This is a genomic window from Motiliproteus coralliicola, assembly GCF_003345655.1.
GTDB classification, from domain to species: Bacteria; Pseudomonadota; Gammaproteobacteria; order Pseudomonadales; family Balneatricaceae; genus Motiliproteus; species Motiliproteus coralliicola.
Window position 1 is genome coordinate 464,517 of record NZ_QQOH01000001.1, and the last position, 24,535, is coordinate 489,051.

Annotated in this window: 21 protein-coding genes; 13 read left to right on the forward strand and 8 right to left on the reverse strand. The window is 56.3% G+C overall.

Features of this window, described 5'->3' with window-relative positions; genetic code table 11:
• Position 1: 1 nt before the first annotated feature.
• The 11 genes from pgl to DV711_RS02220 all read left to right on the forward strand — a co-directional run bounded on the left by pgl (position 2) and on the right by DV711_RS02220 (position 13,014).
• A complete protein-coding gene (gene pgl, locus DV711_RS02170; RefSeq protein ID WP_114694003.1) occupies positions 2-718 on the forward strand; it encodes a 6-phosphogluconolactonase in 717 nt (238 codons plus the stop codon).
• 85 nt (positions 719-803) lie between these two features.
• A complete protein-coding gene (locus tag DV711_RS02175) occupies positions 804-1,532 on the forward strand; it encodes a response regulator (protein WP_114694888.1) in 729 nt (242 codons plus the stop codon).
• Positions 1,498-2,988: an ATP-binding protein gene (locus DV711_RS02180; protein WP_114694004.1), complete on the forward strand. Its 1,491-nt coding sequence runs from the start codon at positions 1,498-1,500 to the stop codon at positions 2,986-2,988. The genes DV711_RS02175 and DV711_RS02180 overlap by 35 nt, the downstream gene beginning before the upstream one ends.
• Positions 2,989-3,139: 151 nt before the next feature.
• Positions 3,140-4,747, forward strand: coding sequence for a glucose-6-phosphate isomerase (gene pgi / locus DV711_RS02185; protein ID WP_114694005.1), 1,608 nt, complete (start codon positions 3,140-3,142; stop codon positions 4,745-4,747).
• A gap of 267 nt (positions 4,748-5,014) precedes the next feature.
• A complete protein-coding gene (locus DV711_RS02190; RefSeq protein ID WP_207802514.1) occupies positions 5,015-6,274 on the forward strand; it encodes an ABC transporter substrate-binding protein in 1,260 nt (419 codons plus the stop codon).
• Between the two features lie 92 nt (positions 6,275-6,366).
• Complete coding sequence (locus DV711_RS02195) at positions 6,367-7,326, forward strand: carbohydrate ABC transporter permease (RefSeq protein WP_243633712.1); 960 nt, start codon at positions 6,367-6,369, stop codon at positions 7,324-7,326.
• A complete protein-coding gene (locus tag DV711_RS02200; RefSeq protein WP_114694006.1) occupies positions 7,319-8,197 on the forward strand; it encodes a carbohydrate ABC transporter permease in 879 nt (292 codons plus the stop codon). Before DV711_RS02195 ends, DV711_RS02200 begins: the two co-directional genes overlap by 8 nt.
• A gap of 55 nt (positions 8,198-8,252) precedes the next feature.
• Positions 8,253-9,368, forward strand: a complete 1,116-nt coding sequence (locus DV711_RS02205) for an ABC transporter ATP-binding protein (protein WP_114694007.1) — start codon at positions 8,253-8,255, stop codon at positions 9,366-9,368.
• Between the two features lie 119 nt (positions 9,369-9,487).
• Positions 9,488-10,582: an ABC transporter substrate-binding protein gene (locus DV711_RS02210; protein WP_114694008.1), complete on the forward strand. Its 1,095-nt coding sequence runs from the start codon at positions 9,488-9,490 to the stop codon at positions 10,580-10,582.
• 167 nt (positions 10,583-10,749) lie between these two features.
• Positions 10,750-11,643: a helix-turn-helix transcriptional regulator gene (locus DV711_RS02215; RefSeq protein WP_165839970.1), complete on the forward strand. Its 894-nt coding sequence runs from the start codon at positions 10,750-10,752 to the stop codon at positions 11,641-11,643.
• Positions 11,644-12,045: 402 nt separating this feature from the next.
• Entirely contained in the window at positions 12,046-13,014 is a 969-nt protein-coding gene (locus DV711_RS02220; RefSeq protein ID WP_165839971.1) for a porin, read from the forward strand.
• Between the two features lie 815 nt (positions 13,015-13,829).
• Here the strand turns inward: DV711_RS02220 and DV711_RS02225 are convergent.
• From DV711_RS02225 to gap, 7 genes are all read right to left on the reverse strand, one after another.
• Entirely contained in the window at positions 13,830-14,504 is a 675-nt protein-coding gene (locus DV711_RS02225) for an HAD family hydrolase (protein ID WP_114694011.1), read from the reverse strand.
• Between the two features lie 4 nt (positions 14,505-14,508).
• A complete protein-coding gene (locus DV711_RS02230) occupies positions 14,509-14,802 on the reverse strand; it encodes a SemiSWEET family sugar transporter (RefSeq protein ID WP_114694012.1) in 294 nt (97 codons plus the stop codon).
• The gene (locus DV711_RS02235; protein WP_114694013.1) at positions 14,795-15,259 is read right to left on the reverse strand and encodes a methylglyoxal synthase; all 465 of its coding nucleotides are present in this window, start codon (positions 15,257-15,259) and stop codon (positions 14,795-14,797) included. Before DV711_RS02235 ends, DV711_RS02230 begins: the two co-directional genes overlap by 8 nt.
• Before the next feature lie 104 nt (positions 15,260-15,363).
• The gene (gene eno / locus DV711_RS02240; RefSeq protein ID WP_114694014.1) at positions 15,364-16,668 is read right to left on the reverse strand and encodes a phosphopyruvate hydratase; all 1,305 of its coding nucleotides are present in this window, start codon (positions 16,666-16,668) and stop codon (positions 15,364-15,366) included.
• Positions 16,669-16,696: 28 nt separating this feature from the next.
• Positions 16,697-16,879 carry a hypothetical protein gene (locus tag DV711_RS02245; protein WP_114694015.1) on the reverse strand — a complete coding sequence of 61 codons (183 nt, stop codon included), beginning with the start codon at positions 16,877-16,879 and terminating at the stop codon, positions 16,697-16,699.
• Positions 16,880-16,912: 33 nt separating this feature from the next.
• A complete protein-coding gene (gene pyk / locus DV711_RS02250; protein ID WP_114694016.1) occupies positions 16,913-18,361 on the reverse strand; it encodes a pyruvate kinase in 1,449 nt (482 codons plus the stop codon).
• Between the two features lie 10 nt (positions 18,362-18,371).
• Positions 18,372-19,388: a type I glyceraldehyde-3-phosphate dehydrogenase gene (gene gap, locus DV711_RS02255; protein ID WP_114694017.1), complete on the reverse strand. Its 1,017-nt coding sequence runs from the start codon at positions 19,386-19,388 to the stop codon at positions 18,372-18,374.
• Between the two features lie 327 nt (positions 19,389-19,715).
• On the opposite strand from gap, the gene DV711_RS02260 reads away from it, so the two are divergent.
• Positions 19,716-20,573 carry a MurR/RpiR family transcriptional regulator gene (locus DV711_RS02260; protein WP_114694018.1) on the forward strand — a complete coding sequence of 286 codons (858 nt, stop codon included), beginning with the start codon at positions 19,716-19,718 and terminating at the stop codon, positions 20,571-20,573.
• A 157-nt stretch (positions 20,574-20,730) separates the two neighbouring features.
• Here DV711_RS02260 and acnB read toward each other — a convergent pair whose 3' ends face one another.
• Positions 20,731-23,328 (reverse strand): bifunctional aconitate hydratase 2/2-methylisocitrate dehydratase, encoded by a 2,598-nt coding sequence (gene acnB / locus DV711_RS02265; protein WP_114694891.1) that lies wholly within the window; start codon positions 23,326-23,328, stop codon positions 20,731-20,733.
• 706 nt (positions 23,329-24,034) lie between these two features.
• Between acnB and DV711_RS02270 the strand changes: the two genes are divergently transcribed.
• Positions 24,035-24,535 (forward strand): DUF4405 domain-containing protein, encoded by a 501-nt coding sequence (locus DV711_RS02270; RefSeq protein WP_114694019.1) that lies wholly within the window; start codon positions 24,035-24,037, stop codon positions 24,533-24,535.

Sequence of the window (24,535 nt, forward strand, 5' to 3'; positions counted from 1 at the left end):
AATGAGCGAAAATGTATCTACTCAACACACCCCGATTCGGTTTCAAGATCGGGACGCCTTGAATCTTCAGCTCGGTCGAGAGATCGCTGAGCGACTGCGAATTGCCTTGGATCAGCGAGGTCATGCGGCGCTGGTCGTGTCCGGCGGTCGTACACCGATCGGCCTGTTCGAGGCGCTGTCACGGGAGTCGCTGGATTGGTCAAGGGTGGTCATCACGCTGGCCGATGAGCGCTGGGTTGCACCTGATTCAAAGGACAGCAACGAGCGCTTGGTGCGCGAACACCTGCTACAAAACCAGGCCGGATCTGCCCGGTTTATCGGGCTTAAAACGTCGGCGGAGCTGGCCGAAGATGGCGCCGAGGCATGCCGGGCTCGTCTTGGTGAGCTGCCGGATCGGTTGGATGTGGTCATTCTTGGGATGGGAGAAGACGGCCATACCGCATCCTTTTTCCCCGGTGCCGAGGCTCTGTTCGAGGCGCTCGACCCATCGACCGCATCGGCCTGTCTTTCCTTGACGCCGCCCGCTGCGCCCCACGCTCGGATGACGTTGACCCTGGCGCGGCTGTTACGCAGCGAACAGATCTACCTTCACCTGTGCGGCGAATCCAAGCTTCCGGTACTGGGCCAAGCCCTGCAGTCGGGTCCGGTCGAACAGATGCCGGTCCGTGCAGTGCTTAGACAACATCAGGTGCCGTTGGCCATCTACTGGGCGCCCTGAGATAGTTGGCTGTAGATTGGCTAGGCATCGGTAGGGACTGGTGTAAGCTTTTCAAAGGTGGATGGTTAATTTCGGCGGAGAGTTCATGACCTCAGCAGAACAAAGCAAGCAGATCCTGATCGTCGATGACGACCGGGAGATTCGTGAGCTGTTGGAATCTTATCTGCAAAAAAACGGTTATCGGGTGGTGGCGCTGGAGGATGGGACTCGAGTCAGTGAGTACCTGCAGGCCGATCCTTGCATCGATCTGATTGTCCTCGATGTGATGATGCCCGGAGAAGATGGCTTCAGCGTCTGTCGCCGTGTGCGAGCCGAGTCGGAAACGCCAATCATCATGCTGACCGCGTCCGCCGAGGAAACCGATCGAATCGTCGGCCTCGAGATCGGCGCGGATGACTATGTCGCCAAGCCATTCAACCCCCGGGAGCTGTTGGCCCGAATCAAGGCGGTTTTACGCCGTAGCAGCCCAACGTCAGCCGGTCCGGCGAAAGGTCGTTTCCTGTGCTTCGCCAACTGGCGGTTGGATACTGTCAATCGAGATTTGATCGATCCGCAAGGCGTGGTGATGCCGCTGAGTGGCGCGGACTACAGCCTGCTGTTGCTGTTTCTTCAGCATCCCAATCAGGTGCTCAGCCGCGATGATCTGCTCGGTTTGACCCGGGGGCGGGAGGCCAGCCCATACGATCGCAGTATCGATGTGCAGCTCAGCCGCTTGCGCCAGCGACTCGGGGAGGATGCCAAAGATCCCCATATCATCAAGACCGTCCGGGGCGCCGGCTATGTACTGGCCGCCGAGGTGGAGCCCGGCCAATGAGTCTGTTGGGCCGGATGCTGCCTCGGTCGTTTGTCGGTCGTTTGTCGGTCGGATGCTGGCCGTGATGGTGCTGGGCGTATTGCTTGCCCAAGTCGTCAGCAATCTGGTGTGGGTCCAGCAGATCGATAGGGACAAGGAGCAGGTAGCGGCGCGTATGGCTCAGGACTTGGCCGAGAGTGTCTCGTCGACGGTCAATTTCTTCAAGGCGCTGCCGAGCGAATACCGCCATATTGTCTTGTCCCAGTTACGGGATATGGGGGGGACGAGATTCTTCGTGTCGCTGAACAAAGAGCTGATCCAAATCGAGGATATCGAAGACTCAAAGCTCAAAGGCATTGTGGTGGACAATTTTGTCGAGGGGTTACGCAAGCGCTTGGGCAACGAGTTGAACATCATCGTCCGTTTTTCCCGACCTGACACACTTCACGTGTTCAACAACGAAACCCTGTTGCTGGATCTACCGCCGCGATGGTCGCAGCAGAGCCTGATATACGACCCCCTGTCACCGCCGATACTGGTGGCCCAGGTCGATATGGGGGAAGGCGAATGGTTATACCTGGCGGCACTGCTGCCCAAGTCGGATCTGTTGGTCGAGTCCGAATATCTGCCCACCGACCGGTTGTTGTTCCTCGGCCTTTTACTGATCATCCTGTTGTTTTTCGGGGCGATGATTGTGCGCTGGTTGACCCGTCCGCTGGGGCGGCTGGCTCAGGCCGCCGAGATGCTGGGTCGCGACATTGACCGACCGCCGCTCGAGGAGCAGGGGCCGCTTGAAGTGCGAGCCACCGCCGAGGCTTTCAACCGGATGCAGGAGCGGATTCAGCGCTTTATCGCCGACCGCGAACGGCTGTTTTCCGCCATCTCCCACGACCTGAAAACGCCCATCACCCGCCTGCGGTTGAGAGCCGAATTACTGGAGAAGGAGGATAACCGTGACAGCTTCGGGCGAGACCTGGAAGAGCTAGAGCGCATGGTGGCGGGGGCGCTGGAGTGTGCCCGGGGGACCGATATTCACGAGAAGGTTCAGCCGATCGATATCATGGCACTGCTCGAATCGTTACAGGATGACGCCGAAGTGCTCGGTCATCGAGTCGAGATCAGTGGTGAAGTGGGACCCGCTTACTGGGGAAAACCGATCGCCCTCAAGCGCTGCATCAGCAACCTGATCGACAACGCTATCTTCTATGGTCAGCAGGCGGAGGTTAATGTTCATAACAGCCCGCAGAATTTGTTAATTCGTATTCGTGACCGGGGGCCGGGCATCCCGGATTCGCAGATCGATCAGGTGTTTGAACCCTATTACCGACTGGAGGTTTCGCGTAACCGTAATACCGGCGGAACCGGGCTCGGGTTAGGGATCGCCCGCAATATTGTCCATGCCCACGGTGGAGAAATGAGCCTTAGAAATCGTGATGGAGGGGGGCTCGAGGTAGAGCTGCGTCTGCCGAGGCACTGATGCAGTCAGACTTGTCTAACTCTTCACCAGACAAATCCATGAATCCATCTATTGAACCCGTACGCAGCTGAATCCTGTGGCGATCATCAAAACTAAACCAAGGATTTGATCACCAGGCTAGGGTTGGCCAAACAAACCTGCGAGGCATTTCATGTACGATCTCAGTTCTTCAGTCAGCTGGAAAAAGCTTGAGCGACTGGCCGATGAAACCCGCGATGACCGGATCGCCGATTATTTTGCCAAGGACCCGGAGCGTTTTGGCAAGATGAGTCTCCGCTTGGGCGAGCTGTTTCTCGACTATTCGAAAAACAACGTCTCCGAGGCGGTCATGGAGTCCCTGTTACAGCTGGCTGAACACTCGCCGCTACGTCAACGTCGTGCGCAGATGTTTTCCGGCGACATTATCAACGTCACCGAAAAGCGGCCGGTGTTGCACACGGCACTAAGGAGTCGGGGCGGTGAGTCGGTCGTGGTTAACGGACAGGATGTGATGCCCGATATTCAGGCCGGTTTGAAGAAGCTCGAAGCGTTCAGTGACAAGGTTCGTGAAGGGGAGTGGCGGGGCTATACTGGCAAGCGGATTCGAAACGTCGTCAATATCGGCATCGGTGGATCGGACCTGGGGCCGAATATGGTGTGTCGCGCCCTGCTGCATTACAAGCATTCAGAGCTCAGTTTTCATTTCATCTCCAATGTCGATGGCCAGCACATCAAGAAGGTACTGAAAAACCTGGATCCGGAGACGACCCTCTTCATTGTCTCGACCAAAACTTTCTCGACCCAGGAAACCCTCCTTAACGCCAACAGTGCCAAACGCTGGTTCCTCGACAAGTCCGGGGCATCGGACTCAGATCTCGGACAGCACTTTGTGGCAGTCTCCACCAACAAGGCGGCGGCGATGAAGTTTGGCATCAACGAAGACGCCATCTTCGAGTTCTGGGCCTGGGTAGGGGGACGCTATTCATTGTGGTCGAGCATCGGCCTGCCGATCGCCCTTTGTATCGGGTATCAACAGTTTGTCGAGCTGTTGGAAGGGGCTTATGAGATGGACCGCCATTTTATGGAGGCGCCGCTCGAGGCCAATATGCCAGTGATTCTGGCGCTGATCGGAATCTGGTACATCAACTTTCTCGGTGCCGAAACCCAGGCGGTCATTCCCTACGATCAAGCTCTGCACCAGTTGCCTGCGTTTCTGCAGCAGCTGGATATGGAGAGCAACGGCAAATCGGTCGACATCGAGGGCAACCCCGTGGACTACGCCACCGGTCCCATTGTCTGGGGGCAGACAGGCTCCAACGGTCAGCATGCGTTTTTTCAGTTGCTGCACCAGGGAACCCGCTTCGTTCCCATCGATTTTATTGCCTCACTACGGGCCGATGAAGAAACCGAGGAGCATCACTTCGCGTTATTGACCAATATGCTGGCCCAGGCCAACGCCTTTATGAACGGCGATGTCACCGATGGGCGGCAGGACTACGCCAGCTGTCCGGGAAATCGGCCCAGCAACGTGTTGCTACTGGACCAACTGAGTCCGCGAAACCTCGGTGCGCTGATCGCTCTCTATGAACACAAAGTGTTCGTGCAGGGAGCGGTCTGGAACATCAATTCTTTCGATCAATGGGGGGTGCAGTTGGGCAAGCGCCTGGCCACCGAAATCAGTCGTAATATAGAGCGTAAGAGTGCCGAATATGACGCGTCAACCCAGGGCCTAATGGCCATCGTCAAGGACCGCCTTGGCAGTACCGGTGGGCCTGCTTAGAGGTGATAAGTCTACTTGCAGGGAAAGGCGTAAAAGAGAAGGTTGCTGATCGCTGTATAGGGCTGGACCCTTTGGGATTAATGAGTCAGTTGGGAGCCAATAGGGCTTGCTGTAACACCCGGGGAGGTTATGTAACACTTTGTTACACTTCCTTTCCTGACGTAACCCAACGCCGCAGTGCTGCGTGGTTAAATCGACTTACCTCCTCCGGAAAAGGTTGAGGGAAACCTTCAAAACCTGGATAAAAACAAATAAAGGTAAAGGTCGATGAGTATAAAACTCGCAAAGAAATCCGTATTGGGCGTCGCGCTTTCCGGTCTAATCAGCCTGGGAGCTCAGGCGGGAAACGTTGAAGTATTGCACTACTGGACTTCCGGAGGGGAGGCTAAGTCCGCCGCTGTTCTCAAGCAATTGCTGGAGAAAGAAGGACACCAGTGGAAAGATTTTGCCGTTGCCGGCGGTGGCGGTGAGAGTGCCATGACGGTGCTGAAATCCCGCGCCGTTTCCGGCAACCCGCCAAGTGCCGCCCAAATCAAAGGGCTCGACATTAAGGAGTGGGCCGATCTGGGCTTTCTGACCCAGTTGGACGCTGTCGCCGAGAGCGCTGGTTGGGATCAGTTGCTGCCTGGTGTGGTCAGCGACGTGATGAAGTACGATGGCCATTACGTGGCGGTTCCGGTCAACGTGCATCGAGTCAACTGGCTCTGGGCTAATCCGGAGATCTTCCAGTCCGTGGGTGTGGATATTCCCAAGACTTGGGGCGAGTTCATTGAAGTCGCCGACAAGATCAAGGATGCCGGTTATGTCCCTCTGGCTCACGGTGGTCAGGCCTGGCAGGATGCGACTGTCTTCGAGGCCGTCGTGCTGGGTGAGGGCGGTGCCGAGTTCTACCACAAGGCATTCGTCGAACATGATCAGGCGACCCTGACCAGCCCTAAAATGGTCGAGATTCTGGCTACCTTCAAGAAGCTTCGCAACTATATTGACAGCGATTCCGCCGGTCGTGACTGGAACATCGCCACCTCGATGGTGATCAACGGCAAAGCCGCTATGCAGATCATGGGCGATTGGGCCAAGGGTGAATTTACCGCTGCGGGCAAGAAGCCCGGCACCGATTATCTGTGCGTCGCCGCACCGGGGACGTCGAATGCCTTTACCTTCAATATCGACAGCTTCGCCATGTTTGATGTGAAGGGAAGCGGCAGTAAAGAAGCCCAGGCTGATCTTGCCCGGCTGATCATGGAGCCGCAGTTCCAGGAAACCTTCAACCTCAACAAGGGTTCCATCCCTGCACGCCTCGGAATGCCGCGAGCTAACTTCGACAGCTGCGCGCATACCTCTATGGATGATTTCGTCGCCACCTCCAAATCCGGTGGGCTGGTGCCAAGCATGGCACACGGCATGTCGACCACCTCTGCCGTGCAGGGGGCCATCTACGACGTTGTCACCAACTACTTCAACAGCGATTCACTTTCGGCCGAACAAGCCGCTGACAAGCTGGCCCGCGCCATCAAGGCCGCGATCTAACTTCGACCTCTAACTTCAGCTCCTAAGGGAGCATCGACAGGGGACTGCCGACTGGCAGTTCCCCTCTCCAAACTCGCAAAGAGGTTTCTCCCATGAGTATGAGTAACGTAAGCGAAGCTGTTGCCAAGCCCTCTTCTAAGGGAACAGAGGCTGCGGTCAGAGCCACGTCATCCAGTCCGCTGGATTGGTTGCAGCGCTGGCTGCCGAAGATGGTGCTGGGGCCCACCATCATCTCCACCCTGATTTTTATCTATGGTTATGTGATCTGGACCGGGGTGCTTTCCCTGACCAAGTCGCGTTTTCTGCCCAAGTACGACTTTGTCGGTTTTCTTCAATATGAGAAGTTGCTCGATAACGACCGCTGGATGGTGGCGTCCTGGAATATCCTGGTCTTTGGCGGGTTGTTTATCCTGGTCTGCTTGGCGCTCGGGGTGCTGATGGCGATCCTGCTGGATCAGCGTATCCGTGCCGAAGGCGCAATCCGTACCGTTTTTCTCTATCCGATGGCGCTCTCCTTTATCGTTACCGGGACCGCTTGGAAGTGGATTCTGAATCCGGGTCTGGGTCTTGAGAAGCTGATGCAGGACTGGGGCTTCGACAACTTCCAGTTCGATTGGCTGGTCAATCCGGACATGGCGGTCTACACCCTGGTGATTGCGGCGGTCTGGCAGTCTTCGGGCTTCGTGATGGCGCTGTTTCTGGCCGGTCTTCGCGGTGTTGATGGTTCCATCGTTAAGGCAGCGCAGCTTGACGGTGCCAGTATGCCGACGATTTATCGACGCATCATTCTGCCTCACTTGCGGCCGGTTTTTTTCAGCGCCTTTATCATTCTGTCCCACATCGCGATCAAAAGCTTTGACCTGGTGATGGCGTTGACCGGTGGCGGTCCGGGCTATTCAACCGATCTTCCGGCCACCTTTATGTATGTCACCTCATTCAGCCGCGGCCAGATGGGACTGGGCTCTGCCAGCGCGATGATGATGCTCGCCGTGGTGCTGGCCATTCTGATCCCCTATCTCTACTCCGAACTGCGAGGTAAGCACCATGGCTAATCCGTCTCGAATCGATCCCCGATCCGCGCTGATAGGCCGGTTCGTTCTTTACGCGGTGCTGATCGCCGCCGTGCTGTTCTACCTGATGCCGCTGGTGGTGATGCTGCTCACCTCGTTGAAGAGCATGGATGATATCCGTGCCGGCAACCTGATCTCTTGGCCGCAGGAGGTCCTATTTGGCGCCTGGGGCAAGGCGTGGTCCAGTGCCTGTACCGGCGTCAGCTGTGATGGTATCGGCACCTATTTCTGGAACTCGTTCCAGATCACTATCCCGGCGGTGTTGATCTCCACCTTCCTGGGGGCGCTGAACGGGTACGTGCTGACCAAGTGGAAGTTCCGTGGCAGCGATCTGTTCTTCGGGATGATGCTGTTCGGCTGCTTTATTCCGTTCCAAGTGGTCATTCTGCCGATGGCTCAGACCCTGGGGTGGCTGGGCCTGGCCAACACCACTACCGGCCTGGTGTTCGTTCATATTGTTTACGGCATGGCGTTCACGACGCTGTTCTTCCGTAACTTCTATATTGCGGTTCCGACCGAGCTGGTGAGTGCGGCCAAGATCGATGGCGCCGGTTTCTTCACCATCTTCTGGCGGATCATCCTGCCGCTGTCGGGCCCCATCTTTGTGGTGTGCATCATCTGGCAGTTTACCCAGGTGTGGAACGACTTCCTGTTCGGAGTGGTGTTCTCCGGTGGCGACACCCAGCCTATCACCGTGGCCCTCAACAACCTGGTCAACAGCTCCACCGGTGTGAAGGAGTACAACGTTGATATGGCTTCGGCAATGATCGCCGCGCTGCCCACACTGGTGGTGTATGTACTGGCCGGCAAGTACTTCGTAAGAGGGCTGACCGCCGGCGCGGTCAAGGGTTAAACGTTCATCTTAAAGCCAACGCGCTGCATAAAATAACAAAGGCAAGGTATTGATTATGGCTACGTTAGAGATTCAAAGTGTCAAGAAAACCTTCGGTACCGTGGACGTGCTCAAGGGTATCGATCTGAGCATCGAAGCGGGTGAGTTCCTGATTCTGGTGGGTCCCTCTGGGTGCGGTAAGTCCACCCTGATGAACAGCATCGCTGGTCTGGAGGATGTCACCTCGGGTGATATTCATATCGGGGGCACAAATGTGACCGGGCTGGCACCCAAGGACCGTGATATCGCCATGGTGTTTCAATCCTACGCGCTCTATCCCAGTATGAGTGTGCGGCAAAACATCGCCTTCGCCCTGGAGATCCGCAAGGTGCCCAAAGAGGAGCGTAACCGAGAGGTTGAGCGGGTGGCGGAGTTGTTGCAGATCGGTCATCTGCTGGACCGCAAACCCTCACAGCTTTCCGGTGGTCAGCGCCAACGTGTCGCCATGGGACGGGCCCTGGCCCGTCATCCCAAGATCTATCTGTTCGACGAGCCGCTTTCCAACCTTGATGCCAAGTTGCGGGTAGAGATGCGCACGGAGATCAAGAAGCTGCACCAGCGGCTCAAGACCACCATCGTCTACGTTACCCACGACCAGATCGAGGCGATGACCCTGGCCGACAGGATTGCAGTGATGAAGGACGGCGAGGTGCAGCAGTTTGGTACCCCGCAGCAGATTTACGATGATCCCGCCAACATGTTCGTAGCCGGCTTTATGGGCTCCCCGGCGATGAACTTCTTGCGTTGCGAGTTGCAATGCGTCGATGGCGGTTACGCGGTGGGCGTGACCACCTCTGAGGGTTCCAGCTACCGTTTGCCCCTGGTGCACGGTGACAACTCGTTGCAGTCCTGGATCGGAAAAGAGGTGATTCTGGGAATCCGCCCCGAACAGATCACCCATGTCATCCCCCACAAGGATAACCTGGACCACGTGGCGCGCTTCTCGGCCAAGGTCAGTGTGGCCGAACCCACGGGACCCGACACCCTGGTGCTGATCTCTCTCAACGGGCAGGAGGTTGACTGTCGGGTCGATCCCCGGGAGGAAAAACCGGTCGGGTCGGACATGGAGTTCATGGTGGATATGTCCAAAGCGGTGTTGTTCAATCCGGAAACCGAAGGACGCTTGCTGTAGCGCCGAAAACGCATAGATCACAGCGGCGGGTTGGTCGCGAGTGGCTGGCCTGCGCCGGTGGTTTGCATGGCGACTAAGCTCTAACAAAGGGCTCTTTTCAAGAGCCGGGAGCGTAGCCAATGTACCTTTACCGTCGATGGTTGCTGTTGCTTGTGCTGCTGAGTTTGCCTGCTCAAGGGCTTGCAGCACCGTCTCGGGTAGCGCTGTTTCTACCCCATAGTCCGACCGCTTTCTGGCAACAGCTGGTGAGGGTGATGGCGGACGCTGGTGATGATTTCGGTATGGAGCTGGAGGTTCATTACGGAGAGGATGATCACCAGCGCTACGTGAGGCAGATTCAACTTCGTCTGCAGCAACCCAGCAAGCCGGATTTCATGGTCTTCAAACCCTACAAGAAGACCACCCGGGCGATACTGGATCTCGCCGAAGCGGCCCGGGTACCTACGATCACGTTCAACACGCTGCCGTTCGATTCGGAACGCCTGCTGCTGGGTCAGCCCAGGGAGCGTTACCGATACTGGCTAGCGGAGTTCGCGCCCGACGATGAGGAGGGTGGGTACGATCTTGCCAGGTACCTGATTCAGGTTGCCAAGCAGCGACAGCCCAGCGGTGTTGAGCAGCAGATCACCGTGTTGGGAATCAACGGTCCAGTGGCCGAGATGCCGGCCCGGTTGAGGTATGAAGGCTTAAAGAGGGCGGTGGAGGAAGATCCGCTGGTCGAGCTGCTTCAGGTCGTCAATGTCGACTGGCGGCGTAGCGAAGCGCACCGGGTTGTTGGCAAGCTGTTGCGGCGCCATCAGCAGATATCCGTGATCTGGACCGCTGCCGACGTCTTGGCGTTGGGCGGGGCAGACCTGCTTGCCGAAAGGGGGGCTGGTCCGGCGTTTCCGGTTATTGGAGGCTTCGACTGGGTGCCTGAGGTGCGATCCCATATCAGGGCCGGTAGGGTACAGGCGTCGGTCGGTGGTCATTTCTTTGAGGGGGCTTGGGTGATGGTGGTGATCCACGATTATCTGATGAGTGGTGAGCTGGATGATCTCGACGTTCGCTACCTGTCTGGTATGGGGTTGCTTGTCCCGGAAAACATCGACCAGTTTTCGGCTCTGTTCAACGACGAGGATCTTGGGGTGGATTTCCGTCGATTTTCACGGGTTATGAACCCGCTTCTGATGCAATACGATTTCAGTATCTCCACGCTGGTTGAGTCGCCGTGATGCTGGATAGGGTAAGCGTTCTGCTCGATCCAGGTAGTTGGCTTATCTCTCCTTATTCGCATTGAAACCCCTGTGTCTGCTGGGTGAGCGAGGTTTATTCGCTCACAGCCTGGGCGGTTGGTTTCTGGGCGCGTTCATGTCGTGAAAAGTGTTGCAGGAGTTTGATGGTGGATGCGCTTCTTGAACAACCGGGCGATGGGGCTGCGGGTCCGGTTGAAATCGGTATCGAAGGGGACTTTCGTGTCTGTGCCCAGAGTGCGATCCGCCAATCCGGCCAATGGCATTTTCACCGGCGCTTTGAGTTGCATCTGGTTGGGGAGTCAGCGGGATCCCTGATCGTCGGTGATCATCGAGACCAGTACGCTGAGGGGGATCTTGTCTTAATCGGTCCTGGGCTCCCTCACGCTTGGCACCTTCATCCGCAACAGAGCGAAACCGCAGCTCGTCACATTCAGGTGCACTTTTCCGAAACGCTGTTACGTAGCGGCAACCAACTAGCCCCTGATCTGTTAGGACTGGAGGCGTTCATGGAGGGCGCGCGAGCCGGGTTGGCGTTTGGTGGAAAGACGCGACAGCAGGCCGCAGAGATGATGCATCAACTGCTCGACGCGCAAGGTTGCAAACGGCTGGCGATATTCTATCTGTTACTCGATTTGCTGGCTGGATGCTCACAGTCAACCCGACTGGTCTCCGCGGCCTACCCGCGGGTCGCTAGTTCCGGTATCAGTCCTCGGATCAAGTCGGTGATGGATTATCTGTGCCGTCACTACAGCGAGCCCGTGATTCAGGACAGGATTGCCGAGGAATTCGGTATGAGTGCAGGTCACCTTTGTAGGCGATTCAAGAAGGAGACCGGGGTTGGATTTGTCGAGTTCATCAATCACCTGCGTGTCCAAAAATCATGCGAATTGCTGGCAAATTCTGGCCTACCGATAACGCAGATCTGCTTTGAAGTGGGTTTTCGGAACATATCCAACTTCAATCGCCGCTTTGTGGCGCTGAAAAAGATGACCCCCTCAGCATACCGATGTTCTTATCGCGCTGATTCTTCCTCCCGCTGAGTAGCCTGCGTATCCACTTTTTGCGCTTTTGTGTTGGTAAATAAACCACGCTTTGGTGGTGATGTTTTGCATCATAACTATCGTCGACACGCAATCAGTTGGCTTAACTAATTGTAAAAAAGCTACTTGTTTGGGCTGCCACTCCTGGTGTCTGATTGGGTTGGATGTTGAGATAAAGACAATTAGTTTGTTAAAGAACGTAATAAAAGCAAAATAATACAGATATATTGCTGAGAAAGTATTTTTTGTGGGCAATTGGTCCCGTCAAACTTGTTGTGTAGTTACGCGATAGTGGTTGTGTGAACGATTTATCCAGCCGAGCTTAATCGCATGTAATAAAAATAACAGAGTACAGGGGTGCCAGGGATGGGGCTCTGTGTACACAACGAGTTGAGAACGAAGATGAAAAAGTCTGTAAGTCATGCCTTGCCAGCCCTGGTTGCGATGGGGGCAATGTCCGTTTCTGGAAGTGTGTTGGCCGAAGCGGGTCCGTTCACGATTTACGGTACCGTCGAGGTGCGGTCGGTAGACCGGGACGATACTGATCTGGATACCTTTGTTGACGCCGCCCGTTTGGGGGCAAAGCAGAGCATCAAGTTGGATAAATTCGACGATCTGGAAGCTCGCTGGCAGATTGAGTTCGATCTGGCCAACAATGCCGGTCTCGGCACCGATGATCGAGACGTCGGTGACGTTGGGGTCCGTAAGGCGCAGATTAATCTGAAAAACGGCTTTGGAGAGGCGATTTTCGGGCGCCAGAACAACTTGATGGCCGCGGCCAAGAAGATCGATCAATTCAAGAATGACTCGGGTGTCTTCACCCAGGGGCCCGATCGGGTGGGTAACGCCTTGAGTTACGTGACCCCCAGCTTTGGTCCGGTCAACGGATTTGTTCAGGTCATCAGTGATGTCGATGCCGATGATTCTACGCCGGCAGAGGATGCGGATGGTTACACGCTGGGCTTGAGTGTAGTGGGTGATAGCTACGATGTTCAGGCGTCGTACTACGAAGTCGACGAGGACTTTGATTCTGGTGAAGTCGAGCTCACCTCTCTGGGCGGGTCCGTCAGTCTGGGGCTTCTAGGCGTGTTTGCGACTTATCAGAATGAAGAAGTGACAGGCAACGAGTTGATGGGGCTGGGAGCTTCGTACAAGGTCGAGGATGTGACCTTTAAAGCCGGTTATCGGGCATTTGACAACGATGCCAGCCAGGAAGGCAGCGCGGTGCATCTACTGGCTGACTATGACTTGGGAGAGGGCGTCTCGGCCTTTGTTCAATACGTCGAGTACGATTCGGATGCTGAAACCAACTTCGGCCATGGCGATGCGCTGTCGGTCGGGGTGGCCTACAACTTCAGCGCCGGTATCTAACGTCCAGCACTTTGCCTTCCGGGTGTATGTCGGTTAGCCCGACTGCACTTGGAGCTTTCCAACGCGCCGAGTCCATTGCGGTGTTGTTGGTCGTGTCACGGAATGACCGGCGTCGGTCGGGTGTGCGTCCTCCCCCCCCCCCCCCCTTCAGCGGATGCCCGACCGCGTTTTTCTAGCGTCGGCAATCAATCCCTTTGGTTGCCCGTATCCTGCTGATCGATTACCCCTATATCGCAGTAATTATTTGGCCAAATCAGAGTGTGGGCGGTCTTAACTGCTGGCCTGCAATAAGGGTGTTTCGTTGCTTCAAGAGTCTGGGGGTGCACCGATACTCTCGTTCGTCTGCCCATCTTCGCGGTGGCCAGACTGCTACCTCCCTTGTGTTAGTTTCTCAGCCGCGACTTGATCGAATTCGAACGGTAGGGGTGAGGCAAAAAACGTGAAGATTCGTCGTGGTCAAAGGCGAGATCCGATGCCTGAATCTTCAGCGGTTTTCCTTGGATACGCAGTGTTGCTATGCCGATGGGTGGAGGATTTGGTTGGTGATGATGAGTCTTAGCCGCTGGGGCATATGTTTGATAAAGAAGCGCACTACCCCGTGAGTGATTGGGTTGTAGATTAGGAGAAAATCATTCAACACCAGGGGCAGCGGTGTATCGTCTAAGCCCGTCTCGGAAAACAGATAGCTAAGCAGTTAGCCCAGGCTATCGGAATCGTTGTTAAGGGCGACTTTGAAAGTGTTCGAGCTGTGACTCTGCTCGTGCTGATTAAGGTTGGCGAGCAGGTAGTGGGCAAGGGGGGGGTTATTGACTCGGTCACGGGTAAGTCCCTGGGCATACCTTGCTGACAATCCAATCACAAGCCTCCCCTAGGTGCGCAAAGGTTCTGGTCGCCTGCGCTAATTGGTGCTCGGGGGTGTAGCCATTTCTAACGGCCAGGCAGGGCAGGTTTGCAGCCCGGGCGGCTTGAATGCCGGTGCGGGTGTCTTCCACGGCTATGCTGTCCATCGGGGTGAGGTCGAGTCGCTTCAGTGCTGCAAGGTAACAGTCAGGGTTCGGCTTGGCACGATCGATATCATCCCCGGTGATGAGGGTGTCGAACACGTCAGCGAAAGCGTGGGCATCAAGAACGCGATCTATCTCCCTGCGGCCGGAGGCGCTGACTAGTGCCAACGCCAGGCCCTGCTGCTTTAGCCGCACCAGCGTTTGTTGAGCGTAAGGCATCAACGGGGGAGAGGACTCTGACAATCGTGCATGTAGAATCGCGGCACGCTGTTGCTGCAGCTCTTTGGCGGAGAGGTCTAATTGAAATCTGTCGATCAGCAGGCGCGTGCTTTGATGGCTGGGCACGCCCAGCAACAGCTGTTTATAGTCTTGTTCGCTGAATTCGATGGAATGGGTGCTAAGCAGCTGCTGCCAGACGCGGAAGTGTAGCGGCTCGGAATCGACCAGTGTGCCGTCGAAATCAAACAGGACTGCATTGAGCGCCATGGTATTAGTCCGTGCGCTTCATATTGGATAGAGTGCGGCGTATCCGCTCCTTGAGGGTCAGGCCGAGCACCGACAGGGTTAGCACTAGGGTAACAGCATTGGCCAGTAATACCGGCATATCGCTCCGGGCAAAGCCGTAGATGACCCAGAGGCTGACGCCGAAGGTAAAGGTGACATACATTCCCAAGGATATGCCCGAGGTCTCCCGGTTGCGCAAAATATGAATCACCTGAGGGATAAACGAAAGGGTTGTGCATAGTGCGGCTGCCATACCGATATAGTGGATCAGGTCATCCATTGCTGGTGCGTCGCTTTAGGTAGTTTTCATAATTTGGAACGCTTTGGTCGTAGCGGCTATCAATCAGGTTAGAGGAAAACAGGAAGTCTGCGGTTGCCAGGTTGCAGGCGACGGGGATGTTCCAGACGGCTGCGATGCGAAGCAGCGCCTTGACGTCGGGGTCGTGGGGTTGCTGTTCCAATGGATCCCAGAAGAACACCAGTAGTTCGATCTTCCCCTCGGCAATCTTTGCACCCAGCTGCTGATCTCCTCCCATGGGGCCGCTGAGCAGTGCGTTAACCTCCAGTCCCAAGCGGTTTGAGAGTAGGGATCCGGTGGTGCCGGTGGCAAACAGCTGGTGTCGGGACAATGCATCCCGATGACGCTCGGCCCAGTTGAGCAGGCTCTCTTTCCGGTTGTCGTGGGCCACCAGTGCTATCGATTTACTGGCTGCCATGGTGCGGTTCAGCTGTTGCATCGGTTCGAGTCTCGAAAGTTGGGATGTTTAAAAAGCCTGTGCCCTGGAGTGCCCGGGACACAGGAAAGATCGGCGTACTGTTGCTCTTTTCATGGGGTTGTTGGTTACGATGGCTGCCCTTTGATTTCGGAAAGTCCGTTGTAGCGCGCTTTGTCTGCCAGCTCGCCTTCGATCCGCAATAGGCGATTGTACTTGGCGACACGATCGGAACGGCACAAGGAGCCTGTCTTGATCTGGCCGGCCTTTGTGGCCACGGCCAGGTCGGCGATGGTAGTGTCCTCAGTTTCGCCGGAGCGGTGAGATATCACCGCGGTGAAGCCGGCGTCCTGTGCCATCTTGATGGCGTCTAAGGTTTCGGACAGGGAGCCGATCTGGTTGAATTTGATCAGGATCGAGTTACCGATAGTGCGATCGATGCCTTCCTTGAGAATTTTGGTATTGGTGACGAACAGATCATCGCCCACCAGCTGCACCTTGTCGCCGATCTTGCTGGTCAGGCTGGCCCAGCCGTCCCAGTCGTTCTCGTCCATGCCATCCTCGATGGAGACGATGGGGTACCTGGCTGACAGGTCAGCCAGGTAGTCGGCAAAACCTTCGGAGTCGAACTGCTTGTCCTCTCCGGACAGATGGTATTGACCGTTCTTGTAGAACTCGGAGGCGGCACAGTCCAAGGCCAGGGTGACATCCTTACCCAGCACGTAACCGGCGTTTTCAACTGCTTGCTGGATCACAATCAGTGCCTCTTCGTTGGAGGCCAGGTCGGGAGCGAATCCGCCTTCGTCACCCACGGCCGTGTTGAGTCCACGGGCCGAAAGAACCTTCTTCAGGTTGTGAAAGATCTCTGCACCGACCCGCAGCGCTTCGGCAAACGTCGGCGCGGAAACCGGCTGAATCATAAATTCCTGGATGTCGACGTTGTTGTCGGCATGCTCGCCGCCATTGAGGATGTTCATCATTGGCACCGGCATGGTGAAGTCGTCGGCATCGTCTTTGCTGTAGAGAAAGGCGATATGGGCGTAGAGGGGAATGCCCTGTGCGGCAGCAGCGGCTTTGGCAGTCGCCAGCGAGACGGCAAGTATGGCGTTGGCGCCCAAGCTTTGTTTGTTCTCAGTACTGTCCAGATCGATCATGGTCTGGTCGATGGCGCGCTGATTCAGCGCATCTTTGCCGATCAGCGCATCACGGATCGGACCGTTGATTGCCGCAACAGCCTTCAGTACGCCCTTTCCCAGGTAGCGGTGTTTGTCACCGTCACGCAGCTCCAGCGCCTCGCGGGAACCGGTGGATGCGCCGGAGGGGGCGCAGGCGGTTCCGAAGGCGCCGGATGCCAGAGTGACGTCCGCTTCAACGGTGGGGTTGCCTCGGGAGTCAAGGACTTCGCGGGCTTGAATGTCGGTGATCAAACTCATGGGGCTGGTTGTCCTTCGGTCTGGGATGTTAAAAGTCGTATTCGGAGCATTGCCAACGGTGGTTGCTGAATTGCTGTCGGCTGCGCTGGTCGATCTCCTGTTGCTCGGCGACCTCGATACGGATATCGAAATCCCGGGGACGATCGGCATTGCTGTAGTCGTAGCGGTTGTTTTTAGGGGCCTCGGCGGGCTTGTGTTCAGCATTGTTCATGGTGTTTCTCTGTATCGATAGGTTGTTTCCGGGTTAGCGGATGTCCCGTCCGACGCGGACCACCTTCAGGGTATTGGTTCCCCCTAGGCAGTTCACATAGTCGCCCTTGGTGATAATCACCAGGTCGCCGTCCTCGATGACGCCTCGAGTCCTAAGTTCATCAATCGCCCGCTGATTAACCTCTTCGTGGGCGATTTCTTCGCTGTCGAAAGGCACTGTCTTGACCCCTCGGAACAGGGCTACTCGGTTTTGGGTGCGCGGGTGACGCGAAAAGGCATAGATCGGCTGGTCGGAACGGATCCGTGACATCAGCAGCGGGGTGGCGCCGCTTTCGGTCATGCAGATGATCGCTTTCACGCCGGAAAGGTGGTTGGCGGTGTACATGGCAGCCAGGGCGATCGACTCGTCTATATGTCGGAACGACTCGCTTAGTCGGTGTTTGGAGGTGTGTGCCTGGGGGTGCTTTTCGGCGCCAAGAATAACCCGCGCCATCGCCTCAACGGTTTCGATGGGGTAGGCTCCGGCAGCGGTTTCTGCTGACAGCATCACCGCATCGGTGCCGTCCAGCACCGCATTGGCAACATCGAACACCTCGGCCCGGGTGGGCATCGGCTGGGTGATCATGGTCTCCATCATCTGGGTGGCGGTGATCACCACGCGGTTGAGGGAGCGGGCTCGGTCGATGATGTGCTTCTGCACGCCGATCAGTTCGGCATCCCCGATCTCTACCCCCAGATCACCTCGGGCGACCATAACGCCGTCGGAGGCCTCGATAATGGTATCGAGTACCCTATCATCATTAACCGCCTCGGCCCGTTCGATCTTGGCGATCAGGCCGGCTTCGCCGCCGGCCTCACTCAACAGCTGGCGGGCCAGGTGCATGTCTTCGGCATCACGAGGGAAGGAGACGGCCAGGTAGTCGACCCCGATACGGGCGGCGGTCAGGATGTCCCGACGATCCTTGGCGGTCAGCGCCGCAGCAGACAGGCCACCGCCCTGGCGGTTGATCCCTTTGTTATTGGACAGGGGGCCGCCGGTCACTACGTTGCAGATCAGTCGGCTGGCCTCGATTCGTTGGACTTCCAGCACGATTCGGCCATCGTCCAACAGCAGGATGTCGCCGTTCTGACTGTCGGTGACCAGCTCCTTGTACTCGATTCCGACCTGGTTCGCATCACCGGCGTTTCGGTCCAGCTCGGCATCCAGGATGAAGGTCTGCCCCTTGGCGAGGTGGACCTTATCATCCCGAAAGCGAGCGATCCGGATTTTGGGGCCCTGTAGGTCCCCCAGTATGGCGACAAATCGGTTGAGCTTGCGGGCATATTCACGGACTAGATCCGCCCGCTGCTGGTGTTCTTTGGGGCTGCCGTGGGAAAAATTAAGTCGCACCACGTTAACGCCCGTCTGGATCAGTCGTTCGATCGCCTCAGGGGTATCGGTGGCAGGCCCCAGCGTGGCGACGATTTTGGTTCTGCGTTTCATTGGTCGCCCCTTATTGGCCCGAATCGGCCTTCATCAGTGCCAGTGTGTTGTCCAGCATACGATTCGAGAATCCCCACTCGTTGTCGTACCAGGCCATTACCTTGACCAAACGGCCGTTGACCCGAGTCTGGGTGGCGTCAAAGGTGGAGGAGGCCGGGTCCTGGTTGAAGTCGGCCGAAACCAACGGTAGTTCGTTGTACGCGAGGATGCCCTTTAGCCGGCCCAGTGCGGCTTCCTTGAGAATGGCGTTGACCTCGGCCGCTGTGGTGTCACGACTGGCGCTGAAGGTCAGGTCAACCAGGGAGACATTGATGGTGGGGACGCGGACGGCCATGCCGTCCAGGCGGCCGTTGAGCTCGGGAAGTACCAGTCCGACGGCGGCGGCGGCGCCGGTCTTAGTGGGAATCATCGATTGCGTCGCCGAGCGGGCGCGGTATAGATCGCTGTGATACACGTCGTTCAGGTTCTGGTCGTTGGTGTACGCGTGGATGGTGGTCATTAAGCCGTTTTCGATCCCTAGCGCATCGTTCAGCGGCTTGGCCACGGGGGCTAGGCAGTTGGTTGTACAGGAGGCATTGGAGATGATCTGGTGCTCCGACGTTAGAACGTGCTGGTTGATGCCGTAGACGATGGTGGCATCCGCCCCGGCGGCAGGTGCCGAAATGATGACTTTGCGTGCCCCTGCTTCGATGTGCGCGGCTGCCTTATCCCGGCTGGTAAACAGGCCGGTGCATTCATAGACCACATCAATCCCTAGATCGGACCAGGGCAATTTCGAAGGATCGCGCTCGGAGAATGTACGAACTCGGTCGCCGTTGATGATTAGGTCGTTATTGTCGACCTCGACAGTGCCAGCAAAGCGACCGTGGACGGTATCGAATTGGGTTAGGTGAGCATTGATGTTGGCGTCACCGAGATCGTTGATGGCCACGATGGAAATCAGTTCTTTCTTATCGGACTGGTACAGTGCGCGCAGAACATTGCGACCGATGCGCCCGTAACCATTGATTGCGACGCGGATAGACATGAGCTCACCTCTCTAACGATCTTGTTGTAAAATTACGTATATTTATACCCTTTGGCTCAGTGTTTGTCGATGTAAATTTATTAAAATTACGTAATTTAATTGATCTTGAACTTAGCTGTTTGTGTGCAGAAAAGTTCTGATATCGACTAATTTGTTGAAATTGCAGATGATATGTAAGGAGAGGCTTTGGTGCGGGAGGTGTTGGGGTGATTGAGGGAGATTAAAATCTGACCAAGATGTAACCCAATTACTTATTCGTCAGTATCTGTTATATAGTGGGTCAGGATTGCCGGGTAGGGTGCCGTAGCTAGGGGGAGAAGAGTAAGTATGAGCAAGACCAATATGCTGAGTCGAATCAACGAAGAGCTGAATAGTCTGAACCGATCGGAGCGCAAGGTGGCCGAGGTGATTTTGGCGGATCCGCAGGCGGCGACTCGCTCATCCATCGCAGTGCTGGCGAAGGCGGCCGAGGTCAGCGAGCCGACCGTCAATCGCTTCTGCAAACGCTTTGATACCGCCGGCTTCCCCGATTTCAAAGTCACTCTGGCGCAGTCGCTGGCGGCCGGGGTGCCCTACGTCAATCGGCATGTGGAACCCGACGACACGGCGGAAAATTACACCCCGAAAATTATCGATGCCACTATTGCCGCGCTGGTTTACGCCAAGGAAAAACTCAGTCCGACGGTGGTCAATCTGGCGGTCGATCAGTTGATACAGGCCAAGCAGATCGTGTTTTACGGCTTGGGGGCTTCGGGCCCGGTGGCTCAGGATGCTCAGCACAAATTTTTCCGCTTCAATATACCTGTTGCAGCCTACGACGATGTGCTGATGCAGCGGATGGTAGCGGCCTCGTGCAGTACCGGTGATGTGATCGTGATGATCTCCTATACCGGCCGCACCAAGGAGACCGTGGAGATTGCCCGGGTGGCCCGGGCTGCCGGCGTCACGGTTATCGGGATTACTGCTCCCGATTCGCCGCTGGCCGAGCACTGTTCGATCCTGCTGGGGGTGGAAGCGCCGGAGGACACCGACGTCTATATGCCGATGAGCTCTCGCATCGTCCATCTGGCGGTGATCGACGTGCTGGCAACCGGAGTTACGTTACGCCGGGGCCCCGATTTCCATGCCCATCTAAAGAAGATCAAGGATAGCCTGAAGGATACCCGTTTTCTGCCTGAGGCGTAGAGCTCTGCAGGCTCCAGTATAGGCTTACGCTCTCAACTGTTATTCGGTTAATAAGTATCCAGTGGTGGGAGAGGTCGGCATAAAAAAGCCCCCGCAGGTTAATCCTGCGGGGGCTTTAGTTGTTTAGGAGGACAGGGTTGAAATCTGTCCTCAGAGCTTAGGCTTCAACCGTCGGGATAACGGTGGCGGCAGCTTTCTGGTAGCTCTCGATCTCGTTGAAGTTCAGGTAGCGGTAGACATCGTCAGCCATGGTGTTGATGTCCTGCGCGTACTCCATGTACTCCTCGAAGGTCGGGATGCGACCCAGTGCGGCACCTACTGCTGCCAACTCGGCAGAGGACAAGTAGACGTCGGCGCCATCACCCAGACGGTTCGGGAAGTTACGGGTCGAGGTCGACATCACGGTGCTCTTGGCGGCAACGCGAGCCTGGTTACCCATACACAGGGAGCAGCCCGGCATTTCGGTACGCACACCGGCGCGGCCGTAAACGCCGTAGTAGCCTTCTTCGGTCAGTTGGAACTGGTCCATCTTGGTCGGAGGAGCCATCCACATACGGGTCGGCAACTGAGAACCTACCTTCTCCAGAACCTTACCAGCGGCACGGAAGTGGCCGATGTTGGTCATACAGGAACCGATGAAGACTTCGTCTATCTTGGTGCCTTGGACGTCAGCCAGGGTCTTAACGTCGTCAGGATCGTTCGGGCAAGCCAGCAGCGGCTCTTTGATGGTGGCCAGATCGATCTCGATAACAGAGGCGTATTCGGCGTCGGCGTCGGCTTCCATCAGTACCGGGTTGGCCAGCCACTCTTCCATCGCGGCAACACGACGGTTGATGGTGCGCTCGTCACCGTAGCCCTGAGATACCATCCACTTCAGCATCACGATGTTGGAGTTCAGGTACTCGCGGATCGGTGCTTCGTTCAGCTTGATGGAACAAGCTGCAGCGGAACGCTCGGCAGCGGAGTCTGACAGTTCGAACGCCTGCTCAACTTTCAGATCCGGCAGACCTTCGATCTCCAGGATACGACCGGAGAAGACATTCTTCTTGCCTTCTTTGGCAACGGTCAGCTCACCGCTCTGGATAGCGGCGTACGGGATGGCGTTAACCAGGTCGCGCAGGGTGATACCCGGCTGCATTTCGCCCTTGAAGCGAACCAGTACAGATTCGGGCATATCCAGCGGCATTACGCCGGTAGCAGCTGCGAAGGCAACCAAACCGGAACCGGCCGGGAAGGAGATGCCGATCGGGAAGCGGGTGTGGGAGTCACCACCGGTACCGACAGTGTCAGGCAGCAGCATGCGGTTCAACCAGGAGTGGATAACACCGTCGCCCGGACGCAGGGAAACACCGCCGCGGTTCATGATGAAGTCCGGCAGGGTGTGGTGGGTGTTAACGTCAACCGGCTTCGGATAAGCGGCAGTGTGACAGAAGGACTGCATGGTCAGGTCGGCGGAGAAGCCCAGGCAAGCCAGGTCTTTCAGCTCGTCACGGGTCATCGGCCCCGTGGTGTCCTGAGAACCCACGGTGGTCATCTTCGGCTCGCAGTAGGTGCCCGGACGGATACCTTCTACGCCACAGGCCTTACCGACCATCTTCTGTGCCAGGGAGTAGCCCTTGCCAGAATCGGCCGGGTTAACCGGCTGCTTGAACAGGTCGGTCGCTTCCAGGCCCAGAGCTTCACGGGCCTTGGCAGTCAGGCCGCGACCGATGATCAGCGGGATACGGCCGCCGGCTTGGACTTCGTCGAACAGAACTGGAGTCTTCAGGGCGAACTCGGAAACAACTTCGCCGGACGCTGCGTTCTTAACAACGCCTTCGTACGGGTAAACGTCGATGACGTCGCCCATGTTCATCTTGGTGACGTCCATCTCGATCGGCAGAGCACCGGCATCTTCCATGGTGTTGAAGAAGATCGGAGCGATCTTGCCGCCGAAGCAGTAGCCGCCAGCACGCTTGTTCGGGATGTTCGGGATGTCGTCACCCATGAACCAGAGTACGGAGTTGGTGGCAGACTTACGGGATGAACCGGTACCGACAACGTCGCCGACGTAGGCCAGCTGATGGCCTTTTTCCTGTAGTGCTTTGATCTGCTGGACCGGGCCAACTTTGCCGTTGTTATCCGGGTTGATGCCGTCGCGGGCGATTTTCAGCATCGCATTGGCGTGCAGCGGGATGTCAGGACGGGTGAAAGCATCCGGAGCCGGAGACAGGTCGTCGGTGTTGGTCTCACCGGTTACCTTGAAGACGGTCAGGGTGATTTTTTCGGCCAGAGCCGGCTTGGAGGTAAACCACTCGGCGTTGGCCCAAGATTCAACAACCTGCTTGGCGTAAGCATTGCCGGCGTTCATCTTGTCTTTAACGTCATGGAAAGCGTCGAACATCAGCAGGGTGTGGGACAGCGCTTTAGCGGCGGTTGGGGCCAGTGAATCATCGTCGAGGGCGTCAACCAGCGGAGCGATGTTGTAACCGCCCAGCATGGTGCCCAGTAGCTCAACGGCTTCAACGTTGGAGATCAGCGGAGACTGTGCTTCGCCTTTGGCAACGGCGGCCAGGAACCCCGCCTTCACGTAAGCGGCCTGGTCTACACCGGCCGGAACGCGGTTGGTCAGCAGATCGAGGATAAACTCTTCTTCGCCGGCGGGAGGGGTCTTCAACAGCTCAACCAGAGCGGCGGTCTGTTCGGCGTCAAGTGCCTTTGGGGGGACGCCTTCTTGAGCACGTTTTTCTACATGTTTGCGGTAAGCTTCAAGCACGATATGACCCTCGTTATAAGACAGAACCTCTGGACAGGCTAGACCCTGAACGAGTCCTGTTATGATCATCAATTACTGATTTTGCGACGCTATATTCTATCGGAAAATGGGTTTTCTGTTAAGTATTGTCGACAATGCCAGGGCTTAGGCTTTACGAGCGGATAGGGTCTAACTTGCTGTTTTTATACTACTATTTTTCAAATCCATGGTGGTGATAGGGTTCGGTTATGTAGGTAAAAAAACAACCGAAGGGCTGCAATCGTCATCGAGATTCAGGCCTCTATCGTGTCTTAAACGGCAATTTTTGTAGTCGAATAACATACCGCCGAGCCTGTTGAGAGGCGGTTTACCTAACTTTGCACAGGATTAACCCGACTTTACATTGGACTGTTTCATACTGGCGACCACACCATAGCTAAGGAACCTGCGAACAAGTCCCTGCGGCTTCTACAAGCGCCTGAAGCGCACAGTTTCGTCATTGCGATCTTTGCTAAGGACTAAGGCCATTAGCTGCCGCTTACGCCTGGAACTTGTGCACTTCAGGCCTTGCCCTGTTTTTGATTAAGGAGGGATTTCAGCTTGATACGCACTCTGCGTTGCAGCTTTTCGCAAGGTCTAGACTTGCTTCAAAACTGCGCCTGGATTGCGAACCAAGCTGGAAGCTAGCAAGGGCTTGTTCGTAGCTTCCCTAACCCGGAGAAGGGAGATGAAACTTCAAACCAGGGAGTGGTCGACTCCACTTATTATCGGTAGTTCACTCATTGTTTCAGTGACCGGCATAATGCTCTTTTTCCACTTGGCGGAAGGGTTGATCATGGCTGCCCATGAATGGATCGGGATCGCTTTTGTCGCGATTGTCGGGTTGCATGTTCTAAATCACTGGAGGCCCTTTAAGGGTTATTTCTACCGTAAGCGAGCGCTGAACCTAATACTCGGTACGTTTGTCATTGCGGCTGCGTTTGTCTTTTCTGCCGACAGTGGTCCTCATCCACTTGAGCGGGTTGCCAGACAGATCGAGCAAAGCTCTGTCAGCGCGGTCGCTACCCTCCAGCAACGACCTGTGGGCGAGCTTCGGGTTGCCCTCGAATCGGAAGGTCTGATACTCAATGGCAATGAGCAGACTTTGGCGCAGCTTGCCCAGGACAATGGTGTCCATCTGTTTCGACTGATTGAGCTACTGTTTGAGCAACAAGCCAGCGGCTCTTAA

What these genes read in the sequence shown, in the direction of transcription:
- pgl (WP_114694003.1), top strand. Translation starts at nt 2, where the DNA reads ATGAGCGAAAATGTATCTACTCAACACACCCCGATTCGGTTTCAAGAT.
- DV711_RS02175 (WP_114694888.1), top strand. Translation starts at nt 804, where the DNA reads ATGACCTCAGCAGAACAAAGCAAGCAGATCCTGATCGTCGATGACGAC.
- DV711_RS02180 (WP_114694004.1), top strand. Translation starts at nt 1,498, where the DNA reads ATGTACTGGCCGCCGAGGTGGAGCCCGGCCAATGAGTCTGTTGGGCCG.
- pgi (WP_114694005.1), top strand. Translation starts at nt 3,140, where the DNA reads ATGTACGATCTCAGTTCTTCAGTCAGCTGGAAAAAGCTTGAGCGACTG.
- DV711_RS02190 (WP_207802514.1), top strand. Translation starts at nt 5,015, where the DNA reads ATGAGTATAAAACTCGCAAAGAAATCCGTATTGGGCGTCGCGCTTTCC.
- DV711_RS02195 (WP_243633712.1), top strand. Translation starts at nt 6,367, where the DNA reads ATGAGTATGAGTAACGTAAGCGAAGCTGTTGCCAAGCCCTCTTCTAAG.
- DV711_RS02200 (WP_114694006.1), top strand. Translation starts at nt 7,319, where the DNA reads ATGGCTAATCCGTCTCGAATCGATCCCCGATCCGCGCTGATAGGCCGG.
- DV711_RS02205 (WP_114694007.1), top strand. Translation starts at nt 8,253, where the DNA reads ATGGCTACGTTAGAGATTCAAAGTGTCAAGAAAACCTTCGGTACCGTG.
- DV711_RS02210 (WP_114694008.1), top strand. Translation starts at nt 9,488, where the DNA reads ATGTACCTTTACCGTCGATGGTTGCTGTTGCTTGTGCTGCTGAGTTTG.
- DV711_RS02220 (WP_165839971.1), top strand. Translation starts at nt 12,046, where the DNA reads ATGAAAAAGTCTGTAAGTCATGCCTTGCCAGCCCTGGTTGCGATGGGG.
- DV711_RS02225 (WP_114694011.1), bottom strand. Translation starts at nt 14,504, where the DNA reads ATGGCGCTCAATGCAGTCCTGTTTGATTTCGACGGCACACTGGTCGAT.
- DV711_RS02230 (WP_114694012.1), bottom strand. Translation starts at nt 14,802, where the DNA reads ATGGATGACCTGATCCACTATATCGGTATGGCAGCCGCACTATGCACA.
- DV711_RS02235 (WP_114694013.1), bottom strand. Translation starts at nt 15,259, where the DNA reads ATGCAACAGCTGAACCGCACCATGGCAGCCAGTAAATCGATAGCACTG.
- eno (WP_114694014.1), bottom strand. Translation starts at nt 16,668, where the DNA reads ATGAGTTTGATCACCGACATTCAAGCCCGCGAAGTCCTTGACTCCCGA.
- DV711_RS02245 (WP_114694015.1), bottom strand. Translation starts at nt 16,879, where the DNA reads ATGAACAATGCTGAACACAAGCCCGCCGAGGCCCCTAAAAACAACCGC.
- pyk (WP_114694016.1), bottom strand. Translation starts at nt 18,361, where the DNA reads ATGAAACGCAGAACCAAAATCGTCGCCACGCTGGGGCCTGCCACCGAT.
- gap (WP_114694017.1), bottom strand. Translation starts at nt 19,388, where the DNA reads ATGTCTATCCGCGTCGCAATCAATGGTTACGGGCGCATCGGTCGCAAT.
- DV711_RS02260 (WP_114694018.1), top strand. Translation starts at nt 19,716, where the DNA reads ATGAGCAAGACCAATATGCTGAGTCGAATCAACGAAGAGCTGAATAGT.
- DV711_RS02270 (WP_114694019.1), top strand. Translation starts at nt 24,035, where the DNA reads ATGAAACTTCAAACCAGGGAGTGGTCGACTCCACTTATTATCGGTAGT.